Source organism: Propioniciclava sp. (genome assembly GCF_029977985.1).
Classification (GTDB): domain Bacteria; phylum Actinomycetota; class Actinomycetes; order Propionibacteriales; family Propionibacteriaceae; genus Propioniciclava.
Map to the genome: position 1 here is coordinate 1 of NZ_JARKOT010000052.1, position 16,597 is coordinate 16,597.

Here is a 16,597-nt window from a genome sequence, read left to right on the forward strand (position 1 = left end):
CCCCCCCCCCCCCCCCCCCCCCCCCCCCCCCCCCCCCCAACACGGGGGGTCAGGAATCCGCGGCGCCCACGTCCAGTTCCGCATCCGGCGCGGTGACGATGTCGGGGCGAGCGGTGTGGCGGGGTCGTTGTCGCCGTTGGCACGCTCGAAGTACTTGTAGGTCATGATCCAGCGCAGCCGCGAGTTGGGTAGCCGGAGGGGGATCACGTCGCCGTAGCTGTTCGGGTTGTTCGACGGCGACTGGCCGACGACGGTCGCCAGGTGGTTGTCCTGCAGCAGATAGGTGAAGATCACCGCCGAGGAGAAGGTGGCGGCGGACGTGAGCACGTACACCTTCCCGCCATACGGCTCGGCCACCGGCGTGATCGGGTAGTCCATCGCGGGCCACGCGAACACCCACGGCCCCCAGCGCTGCAGGGTGGCGCCGTCGTGGTAGCGCGTCACCGGGAGCCTCGCCATGAACTCCTGGGCGACTCCCGAGTTCCCGCCCGGGTTGTCGCGCAGGTCGACGACGATCTTCGTCAGGCCCCGTTCCCGGACGCCGGTGAAGAACGTGTCGAGGGCCTCGGTGTACTCGGCCCCCGGGGTGCAGTCGTGCAGGACGAGGACGCCCAGGCCGTTCTCGAAGCGGACCTCGGGCGGCCGGTGGTCCCGCCCGGGCGGCCCACCGACCGGCAACAGCCGCTGGGCGCCCGAGTCCAGCGTCACCGTCACGCCCTCGGACGCCTCCGCCCCGAGCAGCCGCAGCCACGACTCGAACCGCACCCGCGCGGGGAAGTCGGCGACCGCGGCTTGGCCGCTCTCGTACGACGCCAGCTCGCGGAAGCGTTGCCACAGGTCCGTCACGGCGACGCCGTTGAGGGCTGTCACGCGCGGGGCGCCGGCCTCGTCGAGGGTGAGGGTCTGGCCGTCGAAGCGGAACCCGACGGCGGCAGGATGGTCGTCGGGGTAGTGGACGCCGGCGTGGCCGTCCGCGAGGACGTTGGCCAGGCGGGCCGCGCCTCGCCACACGTCGAGCACGGTGGGTTGTTCCGGGATCTCGGCGAGCACCTGCTGATAGCGCTGTTCGGTGGCCGGCGGAACGCCGTGCGCCGTGGACATGTGGCGGTCGCGGATGGAGGCGTAGGCGTATTCGATGTCGGCGATCGCCTGGTCATGCGTGAGCGGCGACTCCAGCGGCGGGGGCGTCTCGTCGTTGGGGTCGATCCCACGGTAGCGCCACACCTGGTACCCCACCAGCGCGACCACGGCCCCGAGGGCCAGGATGGTTCCGAGGATGCGCAACCACAGGCGGCGGGGGCGAGGGGGTGCCATGCGCCGAGCCTACGTCCCGCCAGCCCCGGCGGGCCTTACCGGTCGGACGACGGGCGGGCGCCGAAGATCGTCGTTCCCAGCCGCACGCACGTGGAGCCCATCTCGACCGCGATCTCGAAGTCGCCGGACATGCCCATACTGAGGGTGTCGAAGCCGCCGCCGGCGGCGTCCCTGAGGCGCGCCTGCAGGTCCACGAGGCGCTCGAAGCAGGCCCGGACTGCGGCGGCGTCCGGGCTGTTGACGGCGATCGTCATGAGCCCCCGCACGTCCAGCGCGTCGCAGGCGCCCAGCGCCCGGACGGCCGCGGGCACGTCGGCGGGAGCGAAGCCGTGCTTGGCCTCCTCACCGGAGGTGTTGACCTCGACGAGGACCGGGAGCCGCCGCCCGAGCGCGACCAGCCGGCGGTCGAGCGCCTCGCCGAGCGCCACGGAGTCGAGCGCCTGGAACTCGGCGGCGTGCTCGGCGGCCAGCTTGGCCTTGTTGGACTGCAGGTGCCCGATGAGCACCCAGTCGATCCCGGTGCCCGTCAACTCCACCGCCTTGTCGCGCAGTTCCTGCGGGCGCGACTCCCCGAACCGGGCGTACCCGGCGGCCTGCGCCTCCACCACCCTCGACACCGGATGCGTCTTGCTCACCGGCAGGAGCTCCACCTCACTCGGCGCCCGCCCCACCCGCGCGCAGGCGGCGTCGATCCGGGATCGTGCGGCGTGAAGGTTGGCGGCGATGGTCACGCCCTCCATCTCACCACGGCATGCTGGGTGCGTGCAGCAGACGACTCCGACATGGCGCCGTGCGATGGCCGCCACCGCCCTCGCCGCTGCGGTCGTGCAAGGGATCGCCCGCGCCCCTCACGCCCGCGACTACACCAGCCAGACCTGGCGCGGCGCCCCGGATCCGTTCGACAACGCCCTCCTCGGCGCGATGGGCGCCGCCATGATCGCCGGCCCGGCGCTCTACGCGACAGGCTCCCTGCGCCGCCTCGACTATCCGCTTCCACCCACCGGACGCCGCCTCCTCGCCGCAGCCGGTGTCGCCGCCCAAGCCGCGGGGCTCTGGCTCTTCCACCGCTCGCACGCCGATCTGGGCCGCAACTGGACCCCGCACGTCGAACTCCGCGACGACCAGGGGCTGGTTACCGACGGGGTATACGCTCGTATTCGCCATCCGATGTACGCCTCGCAACTCGTCACCCAGGCCGGCGTGGCGTGCCTGCTGCAGAACGCGGTCGCCGGGCCTGCCAGCTTCGCGGCTTTCCTCGTGCTCTACCTCCGCCGGGCACCGCGCGAAGAGTCGCTGATGCGGGCCCGCTTCGGCCCGATCCGGGACGAGTACGCGCGGCGTACCGGCGGCGTCTGGCCGCGGTTCACCCGAGAACGGAGGGCCTGATCAGGGCCACCGCGCCGCCAGCGACAGCACGGCGAGCGACGCGAGCACGGCGAAGCCGAGCGCGATGCCGGCGTAGAACTCGGTGATCTCCTGGTCCACCTGCTCGTAGCCCACCGACCGAGCGATGGAGGAATACACCTGTTGCAGTTCGGCGCTGCTGCCCGCCTTGAACGCCTCGCCGCCCGACTCGCGCGCCACGGTGTTCAACTCGGCCGTGTTGACCGGGACGGGTTCGCGCCGCCCGTTGGTGACGACGTAACCGTTGGGCGTCCCGTAGGCGATGGTGTAGATCGGGAAGCCGGCGGCCTTGGAGTCCTTCGCCGCGTCCTGCGAGTTGCGGCCGATGTTCGTGTAGCCGTCGCTGAGCAACACGATGGCGCCCGGGGTGGGGTCGTCGGGATGGTCGGGGTCGGGCGGCACGAGGGTCATGGCGTCCAACGAGCTGTAGATGCCCTCACCGATCGCGGTCGAGGGGGCCAGCTGCAGGTTCTGGATCGACCCCTTCACGAGCGCCCGGTCCTGCGTGGGCGGCACGATGACCGCAGCCGTGCCCGAAAAGGCCACGAGCGACACGTTGAAGCCGCGCGGCAGCAGGTCGACGAACCCTTGGGCGGCGGTCTTGGCGGCGTCGAGCCGGTTGGGGTCGACGTCGACGGCCTCCATCGAGCGGGACACGTCGATGGCGAGCACCACGGTCGCCCGCTCGCGCGGCACGTTGACGCTCCCCTTCGGCTGCGCGAACGCCACCGTCAGCGAAGCGAGGCTGAGCACGGCCGCCACGACCGCCACATGACGCTTCCACGACGCCTGCCGCGGCAGCACCCGGTTCAGGTTCTCGATGCCGTAGGCGCGGCTGCGGGAGGCCGCCCGCCGCGACAGCACCCAGTACGTCAGCAGCAGGATCGGCACGAGCACGAGCAGCCACAGCCGGTCCGGGTGGAAGAACGACAGCAGGGGTGTGGGCATCAGGGCCACCTCGCTCCCAGGGACACCGCGGCCAGCGCGGCGACCACCGCGAACGCCAGCCCGTAGCCGGCCCATTGCGCCGTCGTCTCCTTGAGGACCTGCTCGAACCCCACCTCGGACCGGATCGTGTTGTACACCCGGCTCAGATCGCCGGCCGATTCGGCGCTCGAATAGCTCCCCTTGGTCTCGGTCGCGATGGCCTGCATGAGTTCGCGGTCGGGCGGGACGCGCTCCCGCTTGCCGTCCAGATCGACCGAGCCGTTGTCGGTGCCGTAGGCGATGGTGTGAATTGGGACGCCGTCGGTGGCGGCCTGCGCCGCCGCCTGGAGGGGTGAGCGGCCGGCGGTGTTCTGGCCGTCGCTCAGCATCACGATGGCGCCGGGCGCGATGGAGCCGTCGTCCGCCTTGGGCGCCATCTGGATCGCGCTCAGCGCGACGTAGATCGAGTCGCCGACGGCGGTCGAGTCCTGGAGGGCGAGGCCCTCGATGGCCCGGCGGGCGTACGTGCGGTCGGTCGTCGGGCCGAGGCGCGTGGCGGGGTTGCCGGACATCGACACGACCGACACGTTGTACTGCTCGGGCAGCTGGTCGAGGAAGTCGATCGAGAGCTGCTGGGCGGCCTCCAGCCGCGTCGGGGACACGTCGGTCGCCGCCATGGAGCGGCTCACGTCGACGACGAGCACGATCGTGGCCCGCTCGCGCGGAACCTTCTCGACACCGTTCGGTCGCGCCCACGCCAGGACCAGCGTGATCAGGCTGAGCAGCGACATGGCCACCGCGAGGTGACGCCGCCACTGCGACTGTTTCGGAACGACCTTGCCGAGCACGGACGTGTTCGTGAACCGCATGCCCGTCCGGTTCTTGCGGCGGAGCGCGAAGACGTAGATCGCGATGAGCACCGGGACCAGCAGCAGCATCCACAGCCGGTCGGGGTTGAGGAACTCCAGGCCGAACATCAGCGCATCACCCCTTGCGGCGGGGCGTGCATCGCGGACGCCACCCGCCGGTACGTCAGCACGAACCGGGCGATGTCGTGCACCCAGTCACGATCGGTGCGAAGCATGATGTGGCCGGCGCCGGCACGGCGGATGGCGACCTTGATCCGTTCCCGCTGGGCCGCCGACGCCGCGTTGAAGCGCGCGCGGGCGCCGTCGTCGGAGGTGTTCACGTAGCGGCTGAAGTCGGTCTCGGGGTCACGGATCAGGATGTCGCCCACGTCGGGGAAGTCGATCTCACGCCGGTCGACGACCTCGACGCAGATCACCTGGTTCTTGACCGTCAGGTGGCGCAGCGAACGCTCCCAGTCGGGCTCGACCTCCGGGTCGAGTTCGGTGTCGCCAGGCGTGAGGAAGTCCGACACGACCACCCGGACGCCGCGCCGTCGCTGCACGCGGGACAACTGATCGATGCCGCGGGCCAGGGAGTAGGGGCCTTGAGCCTGGTCGTGGACGATCGGTTCGGTGAGCATGCGCCGCAGCAGCGAGTAGAGCGCCATGCGTCCCGACCGTGCCGGGATGCGGACGAGCGCGTCGGGGCGCATGATCATGCCGCCGAACCGGTCGCCCATGCGCTGGCTCAGGAAGCCGATCGTGGCGATGGCGGCGATGCCGAGGTCGCGCTTGGTCACGCCCTCGGTGCCCCAGTTCATCGAGGGGGTCACGTCGAGCAGCGCCCAGACCTCCAGCTCCCGGTCGGCGATGGTGTCGCGGACGTGCGGCACGCCCGTCCGGGCGGTCACCGCCCAGTCGATGCGCCGCACGTCATCCTGGCCGGGGACGTATTCGCGGGCGTCCGACGTCTCGGTGCCGGGTCCGGGTAACAGGCCGCGGTGGTCGCCGTGGAGAAACCCCTCCATGCGCCGGACGACCGCGAGTTCGAGGCGCCGCAGGGCCTGTTCGGGCGCCAGCTTGCTCAGGGGCAGGGTCGCGCCGGTCGGCTCGCGCAGCACCGACCCGACGGCTCCCAGCTCGTCGGGCGGTGGGGTGAACGAAACCTGCTGCGACACGGGGAGCCTCCGCTCAGCGGCCCGCCGCCGGTTGGCGCGCGTCGTTCCACACGGGCGTGGGCGCAGGCACCATCGCGAGGATCCGCTCCACGACCTGCACCGGCGACACGTTGTCGGCGACCGCGTCGAAACCGAGCACGACGCGGTGGCTCATGACGTCGCGGGCCACGGCCTGCACGTCGGTGGGCAGCACGTAGTCGCGGCCGTGGATGAGGGCGAGGGCGCGGGCGGCGGCAGTCAGACCCAAGGTGGCGCGCGACGAGGCGCCGATCTGGATGACGCCGTCGAGGTCGGGCATGCCGAACTCCCCCGGCGTCCGTGTCGCGAGGACCAGCCGCACGATGTACTCGGCGACCAAGTTGTGCACGAAGACGTTGGACGCCAGGTCCTGCAGTTCGGCGACCCGCTCGGGGTGGAGCAGGTTCCGGGCGGTCGGCGGTGTCACCGACATGCGGCGCAGAATCTCGAACTCCTCGTTGCCGCGCGGGTAGGGCACGTCGACCTTCAGGAGGAAGCGGTCGCGCTGGGCCTCGGGCAGGGGGTATACGCCCTCGGACTCGATCGGGTTCTGCGTCGCGATCACGATGAACGGGTTGGGCACCGGGTAGGTCTTGCCGCCCAGCGAGACCTGCCGCTCGGCCATGAGCTCGAGCGTCGCCGACTGCACCTTCGCGGGCGCGCGGTTGATCTCGTCGGCAAGGACGAAGTTCACGAACACCGGCCCGAGCGCGATGTCGAACTTCTCCTGCTGGGCCGAGTAGATGCGCGTGCCCACGATGTCGGACGGCACGAGGTCGGGCGTGAACTGGATGCGCGCGAAGTCGCCGCCCACCACCTGCGCGAACGTGCGGACGGCCAGGGTCTTCGCTGTGCCCGGCACGCCCTCGAGCAGCACGTGCCCCTTGGCCAGCAGCCCGACCATGAGCTGTTCGACCATGTGTTCCTGGCCGACGATGACCCGCTGGACCTCTGCGATCGCCTCGCTGAGCTGCTGGGCGGCGTCGCGGATCGCCGCGGGCTGGTTCGTGCTGGACACGCGCGTCCTCCTGGTGGGCTTGCTGGTGGGCTGTGCCTCGGGTGCGCTGAAACCTTACCCGGTGGGCCTGTCATTCCTTCCCAGGGACGGCACGGGCAGCACCGGGGGACGGGCTGGGTGCTGTCGGGCACAATGGTCCGCGATGACCGAGCCCCAGCCCACCGACGCGGCGGCGTCCGACCTCCCGGATCGGGCGCTTCTCTTCCCGCTGCTACCCGCGGACCCGCCGCGGGTCGGCGGCCACTGGCTGGACGCCCGCCTCACGGCTTCGCCCTCCGGCGTCGCCTACACGGCGCACGACGCCCACAACACGCCGGTCCTGCTCGTCATGCTGTCGGAAGGGGCGTCCGCGGACGCCGCCGCCGTCGACCGGCTGGCAGGCACAGTCAACAAGATGCACATCGACACGGTCCTGGCCCGCGGCGGGCGCAACCAGGAGCACGGACGCCTCGGCCACAAGTTCGTCGCCGAACCTGACACCCCCGTCGCGCCCGACGACGCGCCGAGCGCCCCCTGGGTCGCCCTCGCGTACGACGGCAGCATCGATGCGGTCGCCGAGGCGTCGCGCATCCTGGCCGAGGTCGATCTTTCCTGGCTCCCCAGCAAGGGGACGCCGTCGGGCCCCGACTACCGCCTGCCGTGGGTCGACAAGATCGCTCCCGGCACGGCCCGCCAGTGGCCGCTCCCCTGGCCCGGCCGCACCGACCGGGTCGGCTGGCTCTCCATCCTGGTGTCCTGGCTGATCATGATGCTGATCATGGCGCTGGCCGTTCTCATCGCGATCCTGCTGTTCCAGAACTCCCCCACGCAGGCACCCCCGCCGCCCGTCCCCACGTCGGCGTCCGGCTCGCCGCCGCCGTCGGCGTCGCCCTCGCCCGACTCGGCCTCACCTTCGCCGTCGCCGGACTCGGCCTCGCCCTCGCCGTCACCCGACTCGGCCTCACCGTCGCCCTCGCCGGACTCGGCCTCGCCGTCGCCGTCGCCCGATTCCGCTTCCCCGTCACCCGACTCGGCCTCACCGAGCCCGTCCACGGGCGGCTCCCCGACCCCCAACAGCCGGCTGTGACCCCGGCGGGCTCCGTCCGGCTGGTCGCGTGCGATCTGGACGGCACGCTGCTCGGCCCCGACGGAACCATCGGGAGGACCGACGCCGAGGCCGTCCTCGAGGCGGCCGAGGCAGGGGTGCACATCGTCGTTGCGACCGGACGCCCCTCGCGCTGGCTCGGTTGCCTCGACCCCATCGCCCACGCCCACCCGTACGTGATCGTCAGCAACGGCGCGGGGGTCCACGACCTCGCGGCCCGCCGCACGGTGCAGCGCCAGGCCTTCGACCGAGCCACCCTCGAGCACGTCGCTGCCGTGCTGCGCTCCGAGTTCCCAGCCGCCGCCCTTGCCCTCGAGCACGGCGAGCGGTTCGGCTGCGAGCCGGGCTGGATCCCGAGCTCGAAGCTGCGGGCCGCCTCCGTGACCGACGAGGAGGCGGCGATGCTCGTCGCCCCGTGGCCCGACCTGCTCGACCGCGTCCATCCGGTCCTCAAACTGCTGGCCCTCCTGCCCTCGGGTGACATGGACGAGATCGCACGGGCGGCGTCCGTGGCCCTCGGCGATGCCGCTGTCGTGACCCACTCGGCCGCTCCCGGCGACCGGCTCCTGCTCGAGATCAGCGCCCCGGGGGTTTCGAAGGCGCGAACGCTGGCCCTGTTCTGCGCCGAGCGCGGCGTCGCGCCCGCCGAGGTGGCGGCGTTCGGCGACATGCCCAACGACCTCGCCATGCTCGAATTCGCGGGCCAGCCGTTCGCAATGGGCAACGCCCATCCGCTGCTGCGGGAGCGGTTCGAGGTGGTGGGCACGAACGCGGAGGGCGGCGTCGGCGCGACACTGCGGCGGCTCCTCGCAGGCTGACGTTCGGTTGCGTTCGGTTGCCGCGGATGGTTGCACGGCGGTTGCCATCCCGGACCATGCCCCACCGCCCGGGCGAAACCCCTAGTCCGTCGCCAGTTCCGCGCCCCGTCGCTGGGCCTGGATCGACGCGCCGGGGAGCGCCCCACCCTGCCTCCGCGGCGCGGATTCGTTACCGTTGAAGACGTAGGCCGAAACACAAGGAACCAGAACAACCCCCCCATGGACGCAACGGCGCATCCACGAACTGACAAGGAAGGATGCGCACATGGCTCGGCGCAGGAAGGCTGCGGTCGCTCCCGACCGCCCGTCCACCGCGACCCCGGACGTGAACGACCTGGCACAGGTCGACGCCTACGTCCCCCGGGCGCGGCGGATCGCCACCCGCAACCCCTACTCCCCCGTGATGATCGCCGTGTCGATCATGGCGCTGATCGGCGTCCTCGCCTACGGCTGGTTCCTGCTGAACCCGGCCAACCGCGGCGACCTGGTGCCGTGGCTGCTCGTGATCATCGCCGAGACGATCCTCATCTTCCACGCGCTCATGAGCATGTGGACGATCCTGTCCGGCATCAAGAGCCCCCGCACGTGGGCGTTCCACGCCGCCAAGGCGGAACTCTACGACGCGGACGCCAACGCGACGCTCGGCGTCGAGGACGACCCCACCCAGTGGCCGCTCTTCGTGAACGACAAGGAGGTGGACGTCGACATCCTCATCACCGTCTACGGTGAGCCGGTCGACGTCATCCGTCGCACCGCGAGCGCCGCCATGGCGGTCCGCGGCAAGCACGGCGTCTGGATTCTCGACGACGGCCGCTCGGACGAGGTCCGCGACCTGGCCGCCGAACTCGGGTGCTCCTACGTCCGCCGCCTCACCAGCCACGGCGCCAAGGCCGGCAACGTGAACAACGCGCTTACGATCGCCAAGGCCCCGTTCTTCGTGATCCTCGACGCCGACTTCGTGCCCCGGCCGGAGTTCCTCGAGGAGACGCTCCCGTTCATGCAGGACACCAACGTCGCGCTCGTCCAGACGCCGCAGACCTACGGCAACATGCACAACATCATCTCCCGCGGCGCCGGCTACATGCAGACGATGTTCTACCGGTTCATCCAGCCGGGTCGTAACCAGTTCAACGCCGCCTTCTCGGTGGGCACCAACGTGCTCTACCGGCGCAGCGCGGTGCTCGACATCGGCGGCCTCTATACCGACTCGAAGTCGGAGGACGTCTGGACGTCCCTGACGCTGCACGAGCGCGGCTGGCGCACCGTCTACATCCCCAACACGCTCGCCATCGGCGACGCCCCCGAGACGATCGAGGCGTACACGAAGCAGCAGCAGCGCTGGGCGACGGGTGGCTTCGAGATCCTGCTCACCCACTTCCCGTTCAGCCCGAAGCGCCGCCTGACGCTCGACCAGCGGTTCATGTACTTCCAGACCGCGTCGTTCTACCTGACCGGCATCGCCCCCGGCATCCTGCTGTTCGTCCCGGCCCTGGAGATCTTCTTCGACCTCCGCCCGGTGAACCTGACGGTGGGCCCGCTGGAGTGGTTCATGTTCTACGCGGGCTTCTACCTGCTGCAGATCCTGTTGGCCACGCTCACGCTGGGCACGTTCCGCTGGGAGGTGCTCCTGCTCGCGCAGTGCTCCTTCCCGATCTACCTGCGGGCGCTCAAGAACGTGATCGTCGGCGTCGACACGAAGTGGACCTCCACCGGCGCGACCGGTGGCCAGGCCTCGCCGTTCAACTTCATCATTCCCCAGGTGCTCGTCTGGGTCTTCCTGATCTGCGCCACGTTCGTGTCGGTCATGCGTGACCTCACGCTCGGCTACCTGAACATCGCCACGGTGTGGAACGGCATCAACCTCGTCGCGCTGACGGCCTTCATGGTCGTCGCCTTCGCCGAGACCCGCAGCATTCGCGGTCGCCGCAGCGTCATGCCCGCGTCGCCCGATCCCGTGCACATCGCGCCCGACCCGGTCGTTCCCGAGGTCGAGGTGCTGGACCGCAGCGCCATCACCAGCGCGAAGCAGGACGTGGAGTCGCTGCTCGAGAGCGGTCACCTTGACTCCGAGGAGCGCGATCCGCAGATGCTCCCCCGTCGTTACGCCCATGGTGACGCCCAACTCGGCGTCATGCCCACTCCCGTCCATCGCGGCCGGTACGCCGACGATGACGCTTCCACCCAGGAGGTCTCCCGATGACTTGGTCCAACCGACTCCGCCTCTGGGGCGGCGTGCTCGCCGTCCTCATCCTGATGTTCGCCCTGACCCTGCTGTTCAACCAGCGTCAGGCCCGCGTCGCCAGCCTCTCGGCCCAGGTGGACGCCCCCACGGCCGTTGTCGGCTCCAGCTTCGGCGGCGTCCTCACCGAGCTCAAGGTCTCCGAGGGCCAGGAGGTGAAGGCGGGCGACGAACTGTTCAAGGTGGTCTCCCCCGACCTCCAGACGGCCGTCTCGAACGGCCAGGATCCGGAGAGCACGCCCGCCTACAACGTCGACATCCCCAGCTCGACCATCACCTATCTCGCCGTCATCGACGGCCAGGTGACCGACCTCAGCGCCACCCTGGGCTCGTACTTCGTGCCCGGTTCGTCGCTGGCCACCATCTCGGCGACCACCCCCAAGACCGTCGTCGCCGTGTATGACCTCGAGCCGGTGGACTTCGGCCGCGTCGAGCGGGGCGCCGACGTGACGATCAACCTCGCCGACAACTCGCAGGTGGCGGGCACCGTGTCCGACGTGACCGTCTCCACCGAGGACGGCAACGCGATCACCGAGGTGCGCATCACCTCCGACGGGCTGAGCGACGCTCAGTACGCCGACCTCACCAAGGCGGGTGCCCCGGTCAACGCGGTCATGAACCTGCGCGACGACGGCATCTTCGCCGGCCCGACCGCGGCCATGATGCAGTTCCTCACGAAGATCGGTCTGCGATGACACTGTCCCGTCGTTCACTGTTCACCCTCACGGCGGCCGCCGGCCTCCTCGCCGGATGCACGACCGACACGACGCCGACCTCGGCCCCCGGAGGCACCACGACCTCCGGGGGCGGGGCCGGACTGGGCTCGATCGACATCGCCGAGCTCGTCGCGGCGGTCCCCCACCAGGCCGGCCGTGACCTGGCAGCCGTTCGCCTGGCCGACGGCCTCATCCCCCCCACCAACCGGTGGTTCTCGGGCCTGGTCTTCGGGGCCGAACTGCTGCCCGTCTTCCCTCTGCCCTACTCGTTCCGCCTCAGCGAGAACGGTTTCGAGCTCGGCCTGCCGACCGTGACCGCCGCCGAGAAGACGATCATGGGCGGTCACACCCCTCAGCTGCCGGTCGCGCTGCCCGCCACCCCCTCGTGGCAGGTCTCGGCCTACGATGTGGCCACCGTCACGATCACGGACGCCGCGTCCGGCGGTTCGCTCGTGCTCGGCCAGGGGTCCCCCTTCGTGACGTTCGCGGCGGCGTCCGACACCACCCTTGCTCTGGACGGGGTGACCTGGGCCGCCGAGGGTGACCATTGGACCGCGACGGTCGGCGAGGCGGACTGGGTGTTGACCGGTGCCGACATCTCGGTGACCGGCTCGACGGTGGCGGTGAAGGCGTCCGGGCACGCCACCTTCTTCGCGTTGCCCGACGGTGGCAACGCCGCCGACCTGGCGGCGCTCGCCGTGCCGCTCACCGGCGCGACCGTCGCCTTCTCGGTGACAGACGCCGAGGCGTCCACCACCCTCACGTACGTCACCGCCGGCGACGCCGGCACCGCACATGCCGCCCTGCCGCACCATGCGGCGTCCGGAACCGCGCTCGGCACCTATGCCAGCGTCCTCGGGACGATGACCGTGGTCGCCGGGAACGAGTTGTCCTGGACGTCGCCGGTCTACTCCGCGCACGCCTCGGTGGACCTCTCGAGGCTGAGCGACGACGAGCGGGCCGAGCTGAAGACCCAACTGGCCACCGACGTCGCCAACGACCCGGCCTACCCCGCCGACACCTACTTCGGCGGCAAGGCCCTCTATCGGGACGCCCAACTGTGGAGCATCGCGACCGGGCTCGGCGCGGACGCCGAGACGACGACCCTGCGCGACCGGATCGTCGCGGCGATGGACGACTGGATGGACCCGACCCGGTGCTCGACCGAGCATGCCTTCTGCTTCTACTACGACGAGACCAACCACGGCATCGTGGGCAACACCGTCACGTTCGATGCGGATCTCTACAACGACCACCACTTCCACTACGGCTACTACCTGTACGCCGCTGGGGTGCTGGCCGCCGAGGACTCCGCGCTCGCCGAGAAGTGGGCGCCGGTGATGAACCTGCTGGCCGCCGACATCGCGAGCCCGGAGGCGTCCGAGTACTTCCCGCAGTGGCGCAACTTCGACGTGTACAGCTCGCACGCGTGGGCGTCCGGGACGAGCCCGTTCGCCGACGGCAACAACCAGGAGTCGGCGTCCGAGGCGGTCAACGCGTGGGCCGGGCTCACCCTGTGGGCGCGGGCAGCCGGCAACGCCGACCTGGCCGCACAGGCGTCGTGGATGCACGCCCTCGAGGGGCAGGCCGCGCGGGCCTATTGGACGGACTTCGACCGGACCGACCCGGTGTACGCGGGCTTCGGACACCAGATCACGTCGCTCGTGTGGGGTGGCAAGCGGGACTACTCCACGTGGTTCTCCGCCGAGCCCGCCGCCATGATGGCGATCCTGGTCATCCCGGCCAGCCCGTCGTCTGGACACCTCGCGGGCGACCCGGAGCGCATCCGGGCGAACGTCGCCGAGGCGACCGCCACCGCCGGGTTCGACCAGACGTACGGCGATTACCTGCTCATGTACGCGGCGCTCGCCGGTGACACGGACCGGGCGACCGCGCTGGCCACCGCCCGGACCCTGTCCGACGCAGCCATCGACGACGGCGACAGCCGCACCTACCTGCTGGCGTTCCTCATGGCGGGCCTGCCCGCCTGAGGCTGCTTCCACGGCCGCCTGCCGGTCTGGGTCATGCGTAACCCAGGTCGTGCAGGCGGTCGTCGTCGAGGCCGAAGTAGTGTGCGATCTCGTGCACGACGGTGATGTTCACCTCGTCCACGACGTCGTCGGCGGTGTCGCAGATGGCGAGGGTCGGGTTGCGGAAGATGATGATCCGGTCCGGCAGGACGCCGCCGTACCAACTGTCGCGTTCCGTGATGGGGACGCCCTCGTAGAGGCCCAGTAGTTCCGGATCGTCGTCGGGGGCGTCGTCCTCGATGACGATGATGCAGTTCTCCAGCAGATCCATGAGCTCGTCCGGGACGGCGTCCAGCGCGTCGCGCACGTGCGCCTCGAACGTGTCCGCGTCCATCTCCATGGGCATGCCCCCACCCTAGGGTGCCGGGGGCTGTCACGTTTTCGACATTGGGTTTCGTCACACGTGGCGCGATTCCCTATGTCGAAAAAGGTAGGTCACCCGCTGGACGCCGACCGCACCCCAGCGCGGGATACAGGTGTATTCTGTGGCCACATCCGATCAAGGAGGTCCCCATGGTCACCGCACAGCCCAATGCTCCCCTGTCCGACCGATCCGTCTGGCCGGTGCGCCACCCGTGGGTCCTGGCCGTGGTGTTCGGCCTCGTGCCCGTGGTATTCACCACGGTCGGCGCCGCCTACGGGCAGATCCGCCAACTCGACGACCCCGGCGTCTACACCGCCATGGCCGTCGCGGTGACGCTCAGCGCGCTCGTCGGTGCCCTCGTCATGTGGCGCGCCCGCCCCTCCTTCGCCGACTTCGGTTTCCGAGCCCCCGAGCAGGCGCGCGCAGCGCTGTGGTTCGTCCCCTGCGCCCTGGTCGTGCTGTCGGTGTTGATCGCCACGGGCGTGGCGACGCCACCTGCCACCATCCCGCCGTTGCTCTGGCTCGCGGTCGCCGTGGGCTTCAACGAGGAGATCTGGTATCGCGGCCTGAGCGTGACGGCGCTGCGCGTCCTCGGGACCCGCAAGGCCCTGGTCGGCGGCGCGATCGTCTTCGGCGTCCTGCATCTGGTGAACCTGCTCAATCCGGGCGTGACCATGGAGTACGCCCTCCTCCAACTCCTGTTCGCGGCACTCTTCGGCTTCGTCGCCGCCGAGATCTTCGTGGTGACCCGCAGCCTCTGGCCGGTCATCGTCTGGCACGCGGCGTACGACTTCACGGCCTACATCGGCGGCGACGCACTCGACCTCCGCGGGTTGCTCGGCACGGGGGCCGCCACGGTCGTGCTGGTCGCCTACGCCGCGTGGCTGTGGCGGCACCTCCCGGACGATCGTCGGGCCTAGTCTGGGTGCGTGGACCTCTCGGAGCGTCAGACCCAGTTCGCGGACGCCGCCTTGGCCCGGCTCGCCCGCGACGGAATGCGGGCGGTGACGTTCCGCTCGGTCGCGGCCGAGGCGGGATGGTCGCTCGGTGCGGTCCAGAAGGCGTTCGCCACGAAGGACGAACTGCTGCGAGCCATGTTCATCCGACTCCGCGAGAAGGCAGTGACGGTGCCCCCGGGCGAGCCCGGGCGCCCGACCCTCCACGCCTGGCTCACGGACCTGATGATGGCCATCCTCCCGGTCACCGACGACCTCCGTGCAGCCACGATCCAGGCCGCCGCCTTCGCCGACCGCGCTGCCTTCGAGCCGGGGATCGCGCATGCGGTGGCGGCCTCCGACCGCAACATCCGCGCGTTGCTCGTGCAGCTCGTCCGACGAGCGGAGGCCGAGGGGGAGGTTCCCTCGGGGCTGGACGCCGACGGTGTCGCCTGGGCGTTCCTCGGCCTCGCCCAAGGGGTGGCCGCTCAGTTGCTCTACGATCCGCTGCCCGCCGACGAAGTCAGGTCCAAGGCGTCGGACGCCGTCGCCCGGCTCCTCCAACTGCGCGAGGGCTAGGTTGGGCGCGAGGAGGTCAGTGATGAACGGGGAGACCGCGGTCGACGACACGGCACCGCCCGCGACCGGCGGCTACAAACCCTCGTTCGCCCGGGCGCCGTTCGTCTTCGGTCTCACCCGGGCTCGGGCCTTGCCGGGCCCGATCCTGGTCGACCTGATGTCCGACCTGGGCGGCTCTCCGGCCGCCAACAAGGCGTTGCTGCACCGGATGGTCACCCACGGCGCACTCGACGTGAGCCGGGTGGGGCGGGTCGGCGTCTATAGCATGGCGCGCTTCCTGCTGGCCGGTTTCATCGCCGTACGGGGTGACAACGCCCGGCAGTCCGAGCCCTGGGACGGCCGGTTCCACGCGCTCGTGTACGACATCCCCGAGTCGCGGCGCCGTCAGCGCGACCAGTTCCTCGCCTCAGCGTTCCAAGCGGGGTACCGGATGCTCCGCCGCGGCGTCCTCATCGCGCCGACCAACCTCAGCGCGACCGTAATCGTGCCGCGTCCGGACGACGTGACGCGAGGGTGGCTGTCGGTCGCGGAGGCCGACCTCGAGGGCGTCGTGGCCCGGACGTGGCAGCTGGACGCCTTCCGCGCCGAGTACGAGACGGAGATCGCGCGGGTGAAGGCTCTGCTCGCGGACGACCTGTCGTCGCGCTCCGGCCCCGACGCCCTCCGCCTGCTGTACGCCGCCTCGTCGGCCCAGTCGGGCCTCATGCTGCGAGAAGGTTTTCTCCCTTCGGAGCTCCGGCCGGCCAACTGGCCGGCCGAACGTCTCGTGGCGCTCGTCAGCCGGGTGGAGGAGCGGTTGTCCGCGGAGGCGGTCGCGCATGTGGCGGCGGTCTTGGCCAGCAGCCCGCATCGCGATCTGGTCGAGGGGGATCCTTCCTGGGATGCGGTGGTGTGATTCCGTCACGTTTCGTGGTTTAATGGAATCAATGACCCCTTGACTCAGGAGGCACGCCCTATGACCGCCTCGACCGGCGCCCTCATCGTCGGAGCGCTCGGCCTCATCTTCGGGCTGAGTGTTCCTCTCCTCCAGAAGCGACGCGGCGGCAGCGAACGGCTCATCGCGGTCCTTGCGGTCGGCCTGCTGGTGCTCGCGATCGGCCTGATCGTCGTCCCCCTCATGATGGG

General features: G+C 70.5%; 16 protein-coding genes. 9 read left to right on the plus strand and 7 right to left on the minus strand.

The genetic code is table 11. The features are described 5' to 3' along the window. Positions 1-1,314, minus strand: a 1,314-nt coding sequence (locus Q1K57_RS03025) for a S41 family peptidase (protein WP_300078863.1), incomplete at its 3' end; no start/stop codon positions are given. 35 nt (positions 1,315-1,349) lie between these two features. Beyond that, a complete protein-coding gene (locus Q1K57_RS03030) occupies positions 1,350-2,045 on the minus strand; it encodes a YggS family pyridoxal phosphate-dependent enzyme (protein WP_300078866.1) in 696 nt (231 codons plus the stop codon). A 31-nt stretch (positions 2,046-2,076) separates the two neighbouring features. Here Q1K57_RS03030 and Q1K57_RS03035 point away from each other — a divergent pair, with 31 nt between their 5' ends. Further along, positions 2,077-2,700, plus strand: coding sequence for an isoprenylcysteine carboxylmethyltransferase family protein (locus tag Q1K57_RS03035; protein WP_300078868.1), 624 nt, complete (start codon positions 2,077-2,079; stop codon positions 2,698-2,700). Here the strand turns inward: Q1K57_RS03035 and Q1K57_RS03040 are convergent, their stop codons facing one another. From Q1K57_RS03040 to Q1K57_RS03055, 4 genes are read right to left on the minus strand one after another with little or no spacing between them, the layout of a single operon-like run. Then, on the minus strand, positions 2,701-3,675 hold the full coding sequence (locus Q1K57_RS03040; protein WP_300078871.1) for a VWA domain-containing protein: 975 nt from the start codon (positions 3,673-3,675) through the stop codon (positions 2,701-2,703). It lies immediately after the preceding gene. Beyond that, entirely contained in the window at positions 3,666-4,622 is a 957-nt protein-coding gene (locus Q1K57_RS03045) for a VWA domain-containing protein (protein WP_300078873.1), read from the minus strand. The genes Q1K57_RS03040 and Q1K57_RS03045 overlap by 10 nt, the downstream gene beginning before the upstream one ends. Next, a complete protein-coding gene (locus Q1K57_RS03050) occupies positions 4,622-5,632 on the minus strand; it encodes a DUF58 domain-containing protein (protein WP_300078897.1) in 1,011 nt (336 codons plus the stop codon). The genes Q1K57_RS03045 and Q1K57_RS03050 overlap by 1 nt, the downstream gene beginning before the upstream one ends. A gap of 52 nt (positions 5,633-5,684) precedes the next feature. Further along, on the minus strand, positions 5,685-6,707 hold the full coding sequence (locus tag Q1K57_RS03055) for an AAA family ATPase (RefSeq protein WP_300078875.1): 1,023 nt from the start codon (positions 6,705-6,707) through the stop codon (positions 5,685-5,687). Between the two features lie 142 nt (positions 6,708-6,849). Here Q1K57_RS03055 and Q1K57_RS03060 point away from each other — a divergent pair, with 142 nt between their 5' ends. The 5 genes from Q1K57_RS03060 (at position 6,850) to Q1K57_RS03080 (ending at position 13,555) form a co-directional block, all read left to right on the plus strand. Then, positions 6,850-7,773: a hypothetical protein gene (locus Q1K57_RS03060; RefSeq protein WP_300078877.1), complete on the plus strand. Its 924-nt coding sequence runs from the start codon at positions 6,850-6,852 to the stop codon at positions 7,771-7,773. Further along, positions 7,770-8,609, plus strand: coding sequence for an HAD family hydrolase (locus tag Q1K57_RS03065; protein ID WP_300078880.1), 840 nt, complete (start codon positions 7,770-7,772; stop codon positions 8,607-8,609). Before Q1K57_RS03060 ends, Q1K57_RS03065 begins: the two co-directional genes overlap by 4 nt. 265 nt (positions 8,610-8,874) lie before the next feature. Further along, complete coding sequence (locus Q1K57_RS03070; protein WP_300078882.1) at positions 8,875-10,809, plus strand: glycosyltransferase family 2 protein; 1,935 nt, start codon at positions 8,875-8,877, stop codon at positions 10,807-10,809. After that, the gene (locus tag Q1K57_RS03075) at positions 10,806-11,543 is read left to right on the plus strand and encodes an HlyD family efflux transporter periplasmic adaptor subunit (protein WP_300078884.1); all 738 of its coding nucleotides are present in this window, start codon (positions 10,806-10,808) and stop codon (positions 11,541-11,543) included. The genes Q1K57_RS03070 and Q1K57_RS03075 overlap by 4 nt, the downstream gene beginning before the upstream one ends. After that, positions 11,540-13,555, plus strand: a complete 2,016-nt coding sequence (locus Q1K57_RS03080) for a glycosyl hydrolase (protein ID WP_300078886.1) — start codon at positions 11,540-11,542, stop codon at positions 13,553-13,555. The genes Q1K57_RS03075 and Q1K57_RS03080 overlap by 4 nt, the downstream gene beginning before the upstream one ends. Positions 13,556-13,586: 31 nt before the next feature. Here Q1K57_RS03080 and Q1K57_RS03085 read toward each other — a convergent pair whose 3' ends face one another. Continuing rightward, on the minus strand, positions 13,587-13,940 hold the full coding sequence (locus tag Q1K57_RS03085) for a metallopeptidase family protein (protein WP_300078888.1): 354 nt from the start codon (positions 13,938-13,940) through the stop codon (positions 13,587-13,589). 167 nt (positions 13,941-14,107) lie between these two features. Here Q1K57_RS03085 and Q1K57_RS03090 point away from each other — a divergent pair, with 167 nt between their 5' ends. From Q1K57_RS03090 to Q1K57_RS03100, 3 genes are read left to right on the plus strand one after another with little or no spacing between them, the layout of a single operon-like run. Beyond that, the gene (locus Q1K57_RS03090) at positions 14,108-14,878 is read left to right on the plus strand and encodes a CPBP family intramembrane glutamic endopeptidase (RefSeq protein ID WP_300078890.1); all 771 of its coding nucleotides are present in this window, start codon (positions 14,108-14,110) and stop codon (positions 14,876-14,878) included. 9 nt (positions 14,879-14,887) lie between these two features. Next, positions 14,888-15,472: a TetR/AcrR family transcriptional regulator gene (locus Q1K57_RS03095; RefSeq protein WP_300078892.1), complete on the plus strand. Its 585-nt coding sequence runs from the start codon at positions 14,888-14,890 to the stop codon at positions 15,470-15,472. A gap of 22 nt (positions 15,473-15,494) precedes the next feature. Continuing rightward, positions 15,495-16,367: a PaaX family transcriptional regulator C-terminal domain-containing protein gene (locus Q1K57_RS03100; protein WP_300078894.1), complete on the plus strand. Its 873-nt coding sequence runs from the start codon at positions 15,495-15,497 to the stop codon at positions 16,365-16,367. Positions 16,368-16,597 lie beyond the last annotated feature (230 nt).

Coding starts and splice junctions, on each gene's coding strand:
- Q1K57_RS03080 (WP_300078886.1), top strand. CDS start 11,540: ATGACACTGTCCCGTCGTTCACTGTTCACCCTCACGGCGGCCGCCGGC.
- Q1K57_RS03090 (WP_300078890.1), top strand. CDS start 14,108: ATGGTCACCGCACAGCCCAATGCTCCCCTGTCCGACCGATCCGTCTGG.
- Q1K57_RS03085 (WP_300078888.1), bottom strand. CDS start 13,940: ATGCCCATGGAGATGGACGCGGACACGTTCGAGGCGCACGTGCGCGAC.
- Q1K57_RS03100 (WP_300078894.1), top strand. CDS start 15,495: ATGAACGGGGAGACCGCGGTCGACGACACGGCACCGCCCGCGACCGGC.
- Q1K57_RS03045 (WP_300078873.1), bottom strand. CDS start 4,622: ATGTTCGGCCTGGAGTTCCTCAACCCCGACCGGCTGTGGATGCTGCTG.
- Q1K57_RS03060 (WP_300078877.1), top strand. CDS start 6,850: ATGACCGAGCCCCAGCCCACCGACGCGGCGGCGTCCGACCTCCCGGAT.
- Q1K57_RS03070 (WP_300078882.1), top strand. CDS start 8,875: ATGGCTCGGCGCAGGAAGGCTGCGGTCGCTCCCGACCGCCCGTCCACC.
- Q1K57_RS03075 (WP_300078884.1), top strand. CDS start 10,806: ATGACTTGGTCCAACCGACTCCGCCTCTGGGGCGGCGTGCTCGCCGTC.